This is a genomic window from Microbacterium sp. RU1D (genome assembly GCF_900156435.1).
Classification (GTDB): domain Bacteria; phylum Actinomycetota; class Actinomycetes; order Actinomycetales; family Microbacteriaceae; genus Microbacterium.
In genome coordinates this window covers 242,316-255,241 of sequence record NZ_FTPQ01000003.1, presented here as the reverse complement: position 1 = coordinate 255,241, position 12,926 = coordinate 242,316, and the positions used below count along the sequence as shown (strand labels likewise).

The following is a 12,926-nucleotide window of genomic DNA, read 5'->3' as shown; positions in this document are numbered from 1 at the left end:
CCTAACGGGGTGCGCGCTCGGAGCGGGTCGGGAAGGACCGGCCGGTGCCGACGGGGGTGTCCTGATACCAGTAGGCGACGGAGGAAACGTCGTCGGCCCGCTCCACGAGGTCGGGGCCGACCTGCCCGATCTGCTGGAGCGTCACACGCAGGTTCTCGTGGAAGTAGATGGGGTCGGGCAGGTGCCAGCGGTACATCCCGTGCAGCGGCGCCATGGCCGTGGCGTAGACCGCCTGCTTCGACGTATCGCGCGTGAGGTAGGTCGGGTAGCCGACGTAGGGGGCGCTGTAGGTCAGCACCTCGGGTTCGACCTCGTTCGAGAGGCGGTCCTGGAAGGCCCACGCTCCGCCGTAATAGTCCTCCGTCCCCGTGCCGCAGATAGTGGGGAGGTCGGTGTCGCCGTCGAGGAAGAACTTCATCTCGCCTTCGCCCCACCAGTAGCGCTCGAGCGCGACGATCGACAGGTACGAGCCGAGAAAGACCCCTCGCCCCTCCACGCCATCGAGGAGCGTGTAGTCCTCAGCGATCGTCGTCGGGTTCTCGCGCCGGAACTGCGCGTGGAACCGCAGATCACCGACGTCGGCGGCAGACGGACGCTCGAGATAGTCGATCTGGTAGAAGAACCCTTCGACGTCGCGAGGGTGCTGATTCTCGATGGTGATGCGAGCGCCGTCGGAGAACGGCATCGCGAAGTACGCGTTCATCCCGCTGGTCGGGGCGACGAGCACGACCTCGGATGTCACGAGGCTGCGCTGCCCGTTGCCGTTGCAGAAGAAGTCGCCGAGGGGGACTTCGACGGCGGGGACATCGGACCCGTCCCAGTACATGCGCAGGACGAGGTCGCGCAGCACGAATCCGACCGCCTCGGTGTGATCGGACACGGTGCACCAGATGTGACGGATCTCTCCCGCACCCGCAGCGTCGGCGAGCGTCACCGTCTCGCCCGCGGGCAGCGTGATGCACGGGCTCCCCTTTCGGGTCGGTCCGAGGATGGATGCCGAGCGCCCACCGGCGCCGACCTCGGCGCGGGGGTTCTCGGCGGTGAATGAACGGGAGCGCGTTCCCGACGCGAGGTCGGCGTGCGCAGTCGTCAGCCAGGAGGGGGCGGTCATCGGTCTTCCTTCGGGGTCTGCTGCAGGGGATGGACGGAGCCGGATTCGACGACCACGGCGCCCTCTTCGACGAAGACGCCGAGCTGGCTCCCCTGGAGGTCGTAACCGCGCAGCGTCGCGGCGACGAGTCCGTTGACGTAGACGACGGTGATCTCGCCATCGAACTCGAGGGCGAGGCGGAGAGGCCCGGCGGGGAGGTCCAGCGGGCGGTTGTCGTACGGTGCGTCGGCGCCGAACCGGTCGATGCGGTCGATGCGGAATCGCCGCAGCGCGGGTTCGAACGAGACGCGATAGCCGTGGGCGCGCTCGTTATCGGTGCGGAGTTCCAGGCCGAAAACCTTGGCATCCGGGTCCAGGGTGAGGTCTGCGAACCCGGCGTGCGGCATGGTCGCGAGTGTGTGCGTGGCGTAGCCGTACGCGGACCCGACTCGTGCTCCCGCGAATTCGACCGCGGGGCCGTCGGTGGATCGCTCGAGCACAGCCCGGGCCGCTGCGTTCTGGCGGACCGCGAGACGGCCGTCCGCGAGCTGGTGCAGTTCGTGGACGATGAGGTTGCCACCCCACAGCCACGAGGCGCCGTCGACACCGCCGGTGGCGTTCGGGCACCACCCCACGAGATAGCGGGTGGTTCCGTCGGTCACGGTCTTCGCCGCGTACAGCCCCAGTCCGTCCAGCTCGTCGTCGTCGGGGGCGAGCCACGGACCGTCGAGGGAGGATGCCATGCGATAGCGGGTGACGGTGCGGTCCGTGAGTGTGGAGTAGACGAGGTACCAGTACTCGCCGATCCGGAAGAGGTCGGGGCACTCGTGCGCCGAGAAGAGGCCCGGCGCCCACAGCGGATCGCCGATCTCCCAGTCCAGACCGTTCACCGAGGTCGCCTGAACGGTCGCGCCGCGGCGGTGGGCCGGTCCGTCCCTGAGCTCGCCGGCCACGAGCATCCGGTAGACGCCGGCCTCGGCGTCGTGGAACACGGACGGGTCACGCCATTCATTCGCGTCGTAGCGCTCGGTGTCGGCGACGAGCGCGAAGTCCTGGTCCTTCTCCCACGTGAGCAGGTCGGGGCTGCGCCAACGGAGGATCGTCTGATGTCGGGCTCCCTCCGACAGCGGCTCCCGCGCGAATCCGGTGGAGTAGGCGAAGAAGGTGTCGCCGATGCGGATGACGCTGCCGGTCGCGGCGGAGTAGTCCGCGTCGTCCGGTCCGCCACGGCGGACTGCCGTGCCGACTTCGTCGAAGGCGACGAAGTCGGTGGTCGTCAGATGCCACCAGTCCGTCTGGATACGGTCGTGGGTGTCGTCCGCGTAACGCTTGAGGTAGAACACGTGGAACACGCCGTCGTGGAAGTACGGGATGGTGTCGCCCACGCGAGCGTGATCGGGCTTGAAGAAGCGTTGCATGATCGCTTTCGTCCGGGGGAGGCGAGGAAGCGGGGGAGCGGGGCGGAACCCCGCTCCCCCTTTCCCTCAGCCGCGCGGGTGAATGGTGGTCAGGACGAGTACGGTGCTCGACCCGCTCGGGGAGAGCGTGGCGTAGGGGTCGTCCTCGCTCGGCCACCCGACGAAGTTGGTGCTGTTGTACGCACCCCACTCCGGCCCGGGGAACAGCGGGACCTGCGGCGCCGTCTCGGAGTACACGGCCTGCAGCTGGTTCATGATGTCGTGCTGCGCGGCCTCGTCGGTCGCGGCAGCGAACTGGTCCAGTAGCTGGTCCGCCTTCTCGCTGCAGAAGCGGTGGAAGTTCTGTGTCGCTTCCTCGCCCACCGGCTTGACCGTCTTGCACGACATCTGGCTGCGGTAGAACTCGTACGGCGTGACGCCGGCCGCGCTCCAGGCGATGTTGCCGGTGTAGGTGCCGCCGAAAAGCTCCTGATTGATCTGCGACCAGTCCTGCACGCGCAGCGGTGCGCTGATGCCGAGATCCTTCATGTCGTCGGAGATGACCTGGGCGACCGCGATCCAGTCGGTGGAGGCCGATCCGACTCCGATGTTGAACGTCAGAGGTGTGCCTGCCGGGGTCGTGCGCATGCCGTCCGCTCCGCGCGGGTAGCCCGACGCGTCGAGCAGGGCGTTGGCGGCGGTGACGTCGTAGGTCGTCCAGTCGCAGGATGCCACGACGCTCTGGTCACGCCACGAGTCGTACGCGTCGCTGAGGCCGGTGCAGTCGGAGGGGTGCGTGTAGCCGCTCATCCCCTTCTTCGCCACGGCGTCGCGGTCGATGCCCATGCTGACGGCCTTGCGGAGGTTGACGTCGTCGTACGGCGCCTGCGTAGTGTTGAGGCTGAGCGAAATGGTGGATCCCACCGCGGGGAACCAGTAGCCGCGGTGCTCCGGGTCGACGTCGACGTACGTCTTCTGGATGTCCTGGATGAAGCCCAGGCCGAAGTCGATATCGCCGTTGATGGCCGCGATGTTCGCCGCGTCGTTGCCGCCGTAGGCGATCACGCGGATGCCGCCGTAGTCGGCCTTGTCCTTCTGCCAGTAGTTCGGGTTGCGCATAAGGTCGTACGACTGCGCCGAGAAGTTCGCGACCTGCGTGAACGGCCCGGACCCGACGGGGTCAGGGTTCTGGTACGTCGAGGGGTCGTCCACCGTCTCCCAGACGTGCTGCGGAACGACGAGCATTCCGCCCAGTTCGTACAGTCCCGGGGTATACGGCCGCGTGAAGGAGAATTCGACCGTCGTGTCGTCCGGCGCAGAGGCGGATCCGACGTAGTCGTAGGTCGCGTCGCCGAGGACCTTGCGCGAGAGGTCGAACGTGTACACGACGTCGGCGGCGGTCAGGGGCTTGCCGTCGGACCACGTGGTCCCGTCGTTGAGGGTGAAGGTCAGCGTGAGCCCGTCGGCGCTCCACTCGTAGTTCTTCGCCAGCCAGGGCACGATCTCACCCTTGGCCAGGTTGGCCACCATGAGCGGCTCGTAGACCGCGCGCTTGGACATGTCGAGTGCCGTCGGCGAGAAGGGATTGAAGTTCCGAGTGAAGGAGGCGTTTCCGATGGAGGCGACCCGGAGGATCTGGCCGTCGGTGTTCTCACCGCCTCCCGGGGCACACGCGGACAGCGAACCGGCCAGGGTTGCCACCGCCGCAGTGGCAACTAACGCGCGCCAGAAACGACGCAGAGGTGTGCGGGACATGATTTCCTTTCGACATTGAACAGGCTGTGCAGGGCGAGGCGGCGTCGGGCCGCCGTCTGGAGCCGAGCTCGGATTACACCGAATCTCGGACGATGGGCGGGCACGGGACGACGATCTGCTCGAGATGGTCGCCGTCGTGGGTCCGGGTGAGAAGCTCTGCCCCGCGGCGGCCCATCTCCCGGAAGGGAAGCGCGACCGTGGAGAGGGCAGGACGGAGATAGGAAGCGATGATCTCCTGGTTGTCGAACCCGACGACGGCGAGGTCGCGCGGGATCGCGAGGCCAAGGTCGCGCGCGGCGTCGTACGTTCCCATGGCGATACGGTCGTTCGCGCAGAACACGCCATCGACCTCGTGTCGAGAAAGGAGGTCGTGCGCAGCAAGATAGGCCGAATCGGCTTCCGGGCCACTCGTGACGATGAGGTCTCGATCGGCCTCGATGCCTGCGTTCGTCAGAGCATCCTCGAACCCGTGACGGCGGCCGCGCGCGGCCACCATGTCGGGCGGCAGGTTGATCATCGCGATGCGTCGCCGCCCCGCGTCGATGAGCATCTGCGCTGCAGCTCGACCGCCCTCGACCTCGTCGGGCAGGACGGACGGGCGCTCGCCGCGCGCGTCGAAGCAGTGCACCAGCACAACGGGGACGTGCGCGAGGGACGAGGGGAGCTCGATTGCGCGGTTCCAGGTGGTCGCGAGAAGGATGCCACCCACCCGGTGTTCGAGCATCATCTCGATCGACCGCGCGTCGGGACGCTCGGGCGTGCTGGTTCCCGCGATCAGGAGCGACTTCCCGTGGCTCCAGAACCACTCCTGGGCGCCCGCGATCAGATCGCCGCCAAAAGGAGTCGAGACGATGTCTGTCACAAGGCCGAAGAGGTCGGTCTTCTGGCCGGCCAGAGCTCGTGCTCCGGCGTTGGGCCGGTAGCCGAGTTCGGCCGCCTTGGCGATGACGCGTTCACGCGTCTCCCGCGAGACCTGCGACTCGTTGTTTAGCGCGAAAGAAACGGCGGAGCGTGAAATGCCGAGGTCACGAGCGAGATCGCTCATTGTGACGGGCTTTCTTGTCTCCATCGACATTCAACTCTCATTAACGTAGCGCGATTCACCGGATACTAACGCGCGACAGAAGGGCCGTCAACTTCATATGTTCTATACCGCTACGCATCTCGCTGGCGTAGATGCGTCGCGGTCCGCCAGGCCCACCTCCCTGCCGCCGGCTGACGCCATCGCTGGTCAGCGGCAGCTCGAAGACGCCCCCGCGATGCACGGTTCCGATGCTCGGTGACAATCAGATGCGAGGTGGCTCGTCGAAGCCTTGTCCATGCCGGGGACGTGGAGACGCAGCACTCTCAGCTTGAGCGTTTCGGCTATGGGTGGGCAGGCGCCGCGGAACCTCTGGGGCCGTAGTCCCGCGGCGCCGCTGCTCACACGGGGGTCGCGAACTCGCGGATCGTGATGCCGGTGAAGGTGGCCGAACCCCCGTCCGAATAGAACGAGATGCCGGTGTCCGTGTCCAGGAAGTGGACCTGCTGCGAGAGCACCGTGTGGCCGGCGTTGACGAACACCTCGACGCTCTGCCGGTCGACGAAGATCCGCAGGTGGACCGAGCGAGCGGCCGGATCGATCGGGGCCGCGGCACGCGTGTACGGGACGAGGGAGTACCCGCTGCGATCCGACGGCGCTCGGTCGACGTAGAGGTCGGAGCCGTACTTGCCGATGTTGGTGTGTCGGGACCCGTCCGCTGAGCGCCCCACCGAGACGCCGACGTTCGTGGCGTTGGTCCACGCGATATCGAGTTCGAGTTCGTACGCTCGTCCGCTCCAGGGGAGGACGGTGCTGCCGTTGACCGTGCGGTCGGGCAGGGTCACGGTCGACGTAGCGTGCGTAGCCAATGTCGAAATCGGACTGCTCAGCAGCGTGTATCGGCCGTCTGGCTGGTGCTCGAGACGGAGCTCCCGGACGATGGAGTTCTGACCGTTGTAGCCGTCGGTCGCGTCGGTGGGGACGTTTCGTGCGGCGTACTTCCAGTTGTTCATCCACGCGATCGCGAGGCGACGGGTGTTGGGTGCCTCGATGCTCGGCCACGTCACCGCGGCGTACCAGTCCCATCCCCAGTCCAGCCACTGGGGGGTGAGGTCGTCCGCGAGGAAGTGCGTGCCGTTCCACGTGCCCGTCCAGTACGCGTAGGTCATCGGGAGGCCGACACCGTACGCGTCCATGCTCGCCCCGATCACCCAATGCGATGTGCCGTCGCCGGCGGTCATCTGGAAGATGTCGGGGCATTCGATACCGCCGAGATCGTGATTCGGGTAGTCGAAGTTGCTCCGCCACGTCCAGTTCCGCAGGTCGGGCGACGTGTAGATGCCGGCGTATCGCGCGCGTCCGAGGATCAGGACCCATTCGTTGCGTCCTGCGTCCCAGTGCACCTTCGGGTCACGGCACCACTCGGCGTTGTCGATCTCGGCGGGGGTTTGCGCGGTGCGGCCGTCGTTGTTGACGAGCACGGGGTCGGGCAGCATCGTGAAGCTGAACCCGCCGTCGGTCGACCAGTACAGGTACTGCTCCTGGTACTTGCGGACGTTGTTCGTGGGACGCGTGGCGAGCGCGATCACCGCACCGGCACCGAAGCCCGCCGTATTGGCCGTGTCGACGACGAGGCAGCCCGACCAAACGGGCACGCCCCCCGAAATCGGCATCACGGTGCCGTGATGCGTGAAGCTCACACCGTCGGTGGTCGCGTGATCCCACCCGCCCGGACCGTTGTTGATGTTCGAGTGCAGGTAGTAAAGCTGATACTGGCCGCCCGAGACGATCGGGCGCTGCGGATCGCAGAGCCAGGCCGTCGGCGGGGTCATGTGGTAAACGGCACGCTGCGACACGGTGTCGGCGCGAGCCGCCGCGGGGCCAGCGGCGGTGAGAGCAAGGCCGAAGGCCCCGGCTCCTGCGCCCTGCAACAACGTGCGACGAGAGATCTCGAATGACATGATGCTCACTTCCTCGTTCGGTGGCGGGCGCGTCGAACTGCCCGCCGGGTGGCCCGGCGGTGGAGAGGAATCGGATCAGACGGTCGCCGGAACCGCCCGACCCTTCTGGACGACACCGTCGGAGACGACGAGGCGCACCGGGGGAGTACCCGTCCCGGTCTGGACGTGGGTCGACACCGTCACGGGGGCTGAGCCGAGGGTCACGAGGTGCGAGAGCACGGTCGCTCCGTCGTCGGCGAAGATCTCGAGGAGCGGTCCGTCGAGGATGGCAGTGATGACGCCCGTCCGGCCGTCGATGAGCGGGGCGACACGGGTGCCCGCGAAGTCGGGGTGCAGAGAGCGGGCGGCAGACCCGTCCCTCGACACGGAAAGGGTGCCAGCGGCGGGGTCATGGACGATCTCGATCGTGGCATCCCCCTCGCCCTCGAGGGTGAGTCGCAGGGCCCCGGTCACCGACGGGTCCCAACGGACATCCACGAGGGCGTGCGGCTCGAGCGTGAGCGGAGCCTCGACCGCATCCGAACGGTCGTCTCGGAGGTCGACGGACGGTCGTTGCACGAGACGCAGCTCCCCGTCGACGTCGCGGAGTCCGAGGGTGCGCGGGATCGACATCGCGCCCCGCCAGGGCGAGGAGGGGACGACATGGGCGTAGCGCCAGTTGCTCATCCAGGCGAGCATGACCGCCGCTCCGCCGGGCGCGTCGTGGAAGGTCACGCCGGCGTACAGGTCGCGACCGTGATCGAGGGGTAGGAGGGCGTCGTGATCGGCGCGGAATGTACCGTCGATGAGGTCGCCGACGACGTAGTGCATCGCCGAGCCTGCGGGGTCGGGATCCTCCCCGACGGGGTTGGTGCTCAACAGCAGCACCCACCGCTTACTGCCGGGCCGCCCTTCCACGGGAAGGAGGACTAGGTCGGGGCACTCCCACACCACGCCGTCGACACCGATCGGGCCGAAAGATCCCGACTCCCGCCACGAGAGCAGGTCGTCGGAAGCATAGAACACCACGCGTCGCTCGACCGCTTCGACGGTCAGCATGAGCCATCCGCCGTGCGGCAGCCGCACCACCTTAGGGTCGCGGAAATCGGAGCTCCCTCGGTCGATCACCGGGTTGGCGGCATCCGGGATCCAGGTCTCGCCCCCGTCGACGCTGGTCGCACGGGACTGTGCCTGAATGCCATGGGCGTAGGCGCTCGTGTAGAACGCCGTGAGCGTTCCGTCGGCGTCGATGACGGTCGAACCCGAGTAGATCTGCTCGCCCGGTCGGTACGGAAGGGCGACGGAATGCTCTTCCCACCGCAGGAGGTCGCGGCTGGACGCGTGGCCCCAACTCATGTTCCCCCAGTCGTTCCCCTCGGGGTTGTACTGGAAGAAGGCGTGCCAGCGACCATCGACGAAGACCAGACCGTTGGGGTCGTTCATCCAATTGCGGACGGGGGCGAGGTGGAACCGGGGCCGGGGAAGGTTCACAGCGACTCCCGGGGAACGGAGGGGCAAGAGATCAGCTGGCGAGCGCCCACGGCCGGAGCATCAAGTCCGAGCAGCGTCCGCACGCCGGCAGCGCCGAGTTCATAGTGCGGCAGCGCGACGGTCGACAGGGGCGGTCGGAGATGCGCCGCGATGACGTCCTGGTTGTCGAAGCCCATGACAGCCATGTCGTCGGGGATGCGCAGGCCGCGGTCACGGAGCCCGTCGTAGAGCCCCATCGCGACCCGGTCGTTGTGGCAGAAGACCCCGGTGGCGCCGGAGGCGAGCACTCCTTCGACCGCTGCGTAGCCGCCCTCCTGATCGGGAGCGGTTTCGAAGGTGAGCCCGGCGTCGAAGGTGATTCCGGCCTCCGCGAGCGCCGAACGGTAGCCGGCGAGCCGTCCGTCCCGAGCGGGCGAGGGCGTCGTGGTGTTCAGGAATGCGATGCGGCGATGCCCCGCGGCGAGTAGTTCCTCGGTCGCCGTGCGACCGCCCTGTTCCTCGTCGGGGACCACCGCCGGGAACGAGTCGTCACCGGCGAAGCAGTTCACCAGCACCGTTTCGGTGTGCTGCAGGGGCGGCGGAACGTCGATTTCGCGGTGATACCAGGTGGAGTACAGGATGCCGCGCACCTGGTGCTCCAGCATCATCGCGATCGCGTCGTTCTCAGCGGCGGCGTTGCCCTCGGTGTTGGCCACGAGGAGGACGAAGCCGTGGCGCCACGCCTCGTCCTGCGCACCGTGGATGATCTGCCCGGCGAAGGGCGTGGTGGCAATGGCATCCGCCACGAGTCCGATGAATCGAGAAGTGCCTTCGGACAGCGTCTTGGCGAGAGCGTTCGGTCGATACCCGAGCGCCGCGATCGCCTCGTGCACGCGGCGACGGGTATCCTCGCCGATGCGCGCGCCGGGCTTGTCGTTGACGACGTGCGACACGGTCGCAACCGAGACGCCGGCCGCCTTGGCGACATCGCGCATGGTGGTGGTCATGAGGGGATCCTCGCGTTCATCCCTTGGTGGCTCCGCTCTCGAGGCCGGCGATCATCGCCTTGTTCAGCACCAGGAAGACCAGCAGCAGTGGCGTCACCGTGACGCACACGGCGGCGAACGTCGCTGTCCAATCGGTGTTGCCCATCGCTCCGATGTAGTTTTGCAGGCCCAGCGGGATCGTCTTCAGTCCGTCGGACAGCACGAAGGTGTTCGCGAAGACGAAGTCGTTCCAGATGAAGATGCTGTTGACCAGCACGACGGTGATGATGGTGTTCACCGACAGCGGCGCCGTGATCTGCAGGAAGATCCGGTACGGACCGGCGCCGTCGAGCGAGGCCGCCTCGTATAACTCCCGCGGGATGTACTCATAGAACGACGAGAAGAGGTAGACGCCCATCGGGAGTGAGAACGCCGCCAGCGGCAGGATCATCGACAGGTGGGTGTCGAGCAACCCCACCTGCGAGTAGTCGACGAAGAGGGGGACGAGCGCGATCTGCACCGGCACGATGATTCCGAGCAGGAATAGCGCACGGACGAGCCCGCTGAAGCGGAACCCGAGCACCTGCAGGGCGTAGGCGGCCATCATCCCCGCCACGACGATGAGGGCGCTCGCGCCGAGGGTGACGATGAAGCTGTTGCCGATGTTCAGCGCAAGGTTGCCCGTCGCGAACGCACGCGCGTAATTGTCGAGCGTCCACTCCGTCGGAAGGGCGAACGGGTCGCCGCCCGCGAAGTCCGAGGCCGTACGAAAGCTGGTGAGAAAGAGCCACAGCAGCGGGTAGACCTGCACGACGACGATCAGGATCACGGTCACCGTGAGAAGCGTGCGCTGGACCCGCAGGCGCGGCGAGTGGTGCACCGGCCGGGGTTCAATCTCGGGATTGCGGGGGGCGGATGCCGCGGGCGCGGGGGCGAGAGTCGCGGTCATCACGCGTCCTTTCGACGGAGGAGCAGGAAGATGAGACCGACCGCGACGAGGCATTCCACCACGATGAAGACGGAGAGTGCGCTGGCATAGCCGTAATCGGTGTGCACGAAAGCGGTCTTGTACATATAGGTCGTGAGGAGCTCGGATGCCTGCCCCGGACCACCGTTCGTGAGGAGGTACGGGATATCGAATCCGCGCAGCGCGAAGGTGGTCGCCATCACGGTCGTGGTGATCCAGACGGGACGGATGTAGGGGAACCGGATGCGCCAGAACGTCTGCCACCACGATGCGCCGTCCAGCCGCGCGGCCTCCTCGAGCTCCCTCGGCACGGCGATCAGTGCCGCGTAGATGATGAGCATGTAGAGGCCCGTGAAGCGCCACCCCTCGGGAATGGACACGGCGGCCAGCACCGTCTGAAGGTTCGACAACCAGGCGGTCTGAAGTCCGTCGAGGCCGACGAAGGCGAGCAGCTGGTTGATCAGGCCCACCGGTTCGAGCGAGTAGATCCGGAGGAACAGGAACGCGATGGCCACCGTGGAGATCACGGCGGGCAGCAGGTACAGCGTCTTCACGAGCTCACGTGCGCGGGGAAGCGCGGTGAGGAGACCCGCGACGGCGAGGGCTCCACCGAGCTGCAGGACGAGGCAGATGGCGAGGTAGCCCAGCGCGTTGCCGAACGCGGTCCAGAAGACGTCGTCGCGGGTGAACATTTTCACGTAGTTGTCCAGGCCCACGAAGGTGAGACGGGTAATGCCATCCCACGAGAAGAGGCTCAGCACGAGCGACTGCACGATCGGCAGCAGAACGGCGGCCCCGTACAGGAGCAGCGGAGGCACGAGGAAGACGGCCACGGCCAGCCCGGACCGGCGGGGAAGCATCGAGGTGCTCATGGGCCGACGACGGGTGGGCCGGCCGGCCCCGGTCACCCGGGGCCGGCCGGACGTCAGGACATCAGCCACCGACGTTCTCCTTCAAGGCGGCATCCATCGTCCCCACGAACTCGTCGGGCGTGATGTCGCCCTGGACCAGCAGGGTCAGCTCCTGCTGGAGACGCGTGTTCGTGGCGGGGTCCAGCTGCGTGTCCCACGGCATTGCAATCTTGGTTCCCACGTCGCCGGATTGCGCGATCGCCCGGTCGTACAGAGGCGTCGCGTTGGACGGGATCGCGGTCTGGACATCGGTGGTCGGCGAGAGCGCGCCGGATGCGGCGACCTCGGCCGGGTAGCGCTCGAGCGCGAACTTCAGGAAGTCCCGGACCAGGGGGTCGTACGTGGCGGTGTTCACGGCCATCCCGATTCCGGAGGGGGTGACGTACTCGTTGTCGGCCGTGACCGCCCCGGGGAGCGTCGGTAGCGTGAAATAGTCGACCTTGTCGCGGACGCCCGCGTCGAGCTTGTCGGTCGCGAGGTTTCCGAGTTCCCACGTGCCGATGTTGTACACGGCCGCTTTGCCGGACGTGAACTGCGCCTGCGCGTCGGCGTATCCGGTGGAGGAGAAGCCCTCCTGGAAGCAGCCGGCCTTACCCAGCCCGGACAGCCACTCGGCCGCGGCGAGGCCGGGGGCGTCTGAGAACTTCGCTTCCCCGGTCTTGAGCTTCTGCACGTACTCGGGGCCGACCTGGCGGAACGGGTAGTACGCCATGTACCGCTCGAGCGGCCATCCGTCAGCGCCGTCCAGCGCGATCGGGGTGATGCCCTTCGCGCGAAGCGCCTGACACATCGGCGCGAAGTCGTCGAGAGTGGCCGGAACCGTGACCCCGGCCTGCGAGAGGAGATCACGGTTGTACCAGAAGAACTCGAGCTGGAACTCGAAGGGCACCATGTACAGCGAGCCGTCGTCGAAGCGCTGGTAGTTCAGAGCAGCTTCGCGGTAGGTGTCGGCGAGGCCGAGGTCCTTCAGCAGTGCGTCCACGTCGATCATCCGACCCTGCTGTGCGAGCTTCTGAGCGAACGGGGTGGCATCCGTGTCGAAGAGTTCAGGCAGCTTGTTCGCTGCGGCCAGAGTCTCGTACTTCTGGATGTAGCTTGGGCGATCGGGCGTCGTGATGAGGTTCAGCGAGAAGCCCGGGTGGTCGGCGGCGTATTCGTCGGCGATCTTTTGCATCGCGGTGATCACGCCGCCGTCGGCCGGACGCGACAGCAGCCACGAGATCTCGCGGGGTTTGATCTCCCCCTCGGGGTGAACGTCGGTCGGGTCCGCGCCGCCGCTGGAAGCGCCGCAGCCCGACAGAACGAGGGCAACGGCAGCAGCGAGGGCGACCCAGGATGCCGTGCGTGTGAGGTTAACCATAGGAATCTCCGTTGATGTGTGGTTCGGGT

The 12,926-nt window shown here is 67.0% G+C and carries 10 protein-coding genes; all 10 read right to left on the bottom strand.

The window, feature by feature from the left end; genetic code table 11:
* Window position 1: 1 nt before the first annotated feature.
* Complete coding sequence (locus B0B15_RS13405; RefSeq protein ID WP_076676882.1) at window positions 2-1,111, bottom strand: glycoside hydrolase family 172 protein; 1,110 nt, start codon at window positions 1,109-1,111, stop codon at window positions 2-4.
* Window positions 1,108-2,508 (bottom strand): GH32 C-terminal domain-containing protein, encoded by a 1,401-nt coding sequence (locus B0B15_RS13400; protein WP_076676880.1) that lies wholly within the window; start codon window positions 2,506-2,508, stop codon window positions 1,108-1,110. The genes B0B15_RS13405 and B0B15_RS13400 overlap by 4 nt, the downstream gene beginning before the upstream one ends.
* A gap of 66 nt (window positions 2,509-2,574) precedes the next feature.
* Entirely contained in the window at window positions 2,575-4,242 is a 1,668-nt protein-coding gene (locus B0B15_RS13395; protein WP_076676878.1) for an ABC transporter substrate-binding protein, read from the bottom strand.
* 73 nt (window positions 4,243-4,315) lie between these two features.
* The gene (locus B0B15_RS13390) at window positions 4,316-5,287 is read right to left on the bottom strand and encodes a LacI family DNA-binding transcriptional regulator (protein ID WP_218123586.1); all 972 of its coding nucleotides are present in this window, start codon (window positions 5,285-5,287) and stop codon (window positions 4,316-4,318) included.
* 377 nt (window positions 5,288-5,664) lie between these two features.
* A complete protein-coding gene (locus B0B15_RS13385) occupies window positions 5,665-7,224 on the bottom strand; it encodes a glycoside hydrolase family 32 protein (RefSeq protein WP_076677644.1) in 1,560 nt (519 codons plus the stop codon).
* Window positions 7,225-7,299: 75 nt separating this feature from the next.
* The gene (locus tag B0B15_RS13380) at window positions 7,300-8,694 is read right to left on the bottom strand and encodes a glycoside hydrolase family 32 protein (protein WP_076676874.1); all 1,395 of its coding nucleotides are present in this window, start codon (window positions 8,692-8,694) and stop codon (window positions 7,300-7,302) included.
* Entirely contained in the window at window positions 8,691-9,680 is a 990-nt protein-coding gene (locus tag B0B15_RS13375; protein WP_076676872.1) for a LacI family DNA-binding transcriptional regulator, read from the bottom strand. The genes B0B15_RS13380 and B0B15_RS13375 overlap by 4 nt, the downstream gene beginning before the upstream one ends.
* A 16-nt stretch (window positions 9,681-9,696) precedes the next feature.
* Entirely contained in the window at window positions 9,697-10,608 is a 912-nt protein-coding gene (locus tag B0B15_RS13370) for a carbohydrate ABC transporter permease (RefSeq protein ID WP_083709040.1), read from the bottom strand.
* The gene (locus B0B15_RS13365) at window positions 10,608-11,486 is read right to left on the bottom strand and encodes a carbohydrate ABC transporter permease (protein WP_076677641.1); all 879 of its coding nucleotides are present in this window, start codon (window positions 11,484-11,486) and stop codon (window positions 10,608-10,610) included. The genes B0B15_RS13370 and B0B15_RS13365 overlap by 1 nt, the downstream gene beginning before the upstream one ends.
* Before the next feature lie 73 nt (window positions 11,487-11,559).
* Window positions 11,560-12,897, bottom strand: a complete 1,338-nt coding sequence (locus tag B0B15_RS13360) for an ABC transporter substrate-binding protein (RefSeq protein WP_076676870.1) — start codon at window positions 12,895-12,897, stop codon at window positions 11,560-11,562.
* Window positions 12,898-12,926: the final 29 nt, after the last annotated feature.

Bases quoted from the DNA above. Each gene is read 5' to 3' on its own strand.
- B0B15_RS13405 (WP_076676882.1), bottom strand. From the start codon at position 1,111: ATGACCGCCCCCTCCTGGCTGACGACTGCGCACGCCGACCTCGCGTCG.
- B0B15_RS13395 (WP_076676878.1), bottom strand. From the start codon at position 4,242: ATGTCCCGCACACCTCTGCGTCGTTTCTGGCGCGCGTTAGTTGCCACT.
- B0B15_RS13400 (WP_076676880.1), bottom strand. From the start codon at position 2,508: ATGCAACGCTTCTTCAAGCCCGATCACGCTCGCGTGGGCGACACCATC.
- B0B15_RS13390 (WP_218123586.1), bottom strand. From the start codon at position 5,287: ATGAGCGATCTCGCTCGTGACCTCGGCATTTCACGCTCCGCCGTTTCT.
- B0B15_RS13365 (WP_076677641.1), bottom strand. From the start codon at position 11,486: ATGCTTCCCCGCCGGTCCGGGCTGGCCGTGGCCGTCTTCCTCGTGCCT.
- B0B15_RS13375 (WP_076676872.1), bottom strand. From the start codon at position 9,680: ATGACCACCACCATGCGCGATGTCGCCAAGGCGGCCGGCGTCTCGGTT.
- B0B15_RS13360 (WP_076676870.1), bottom strand. From the start codon at position 12,897: ATGGTTAACCTCACACGCACGGCATCCTGGGTCGCCCTCGCTGCTGCC.
- B0B15_RS13370 (WP_083709040.1), bottom strand. From the start codon at position 10,608: ATGACCGCGACTCTCGCCCCCGCGCCCGCGGCATCCGCCCCCCGCAAT.
- B0B15_RS13385 (WP_076677644.1), bottom strand. From the start codon at position 7,224: ATGTCATTCGAGATCTCTCGTCGCACGTTGTTGCAGGGCGCAGGAGCC.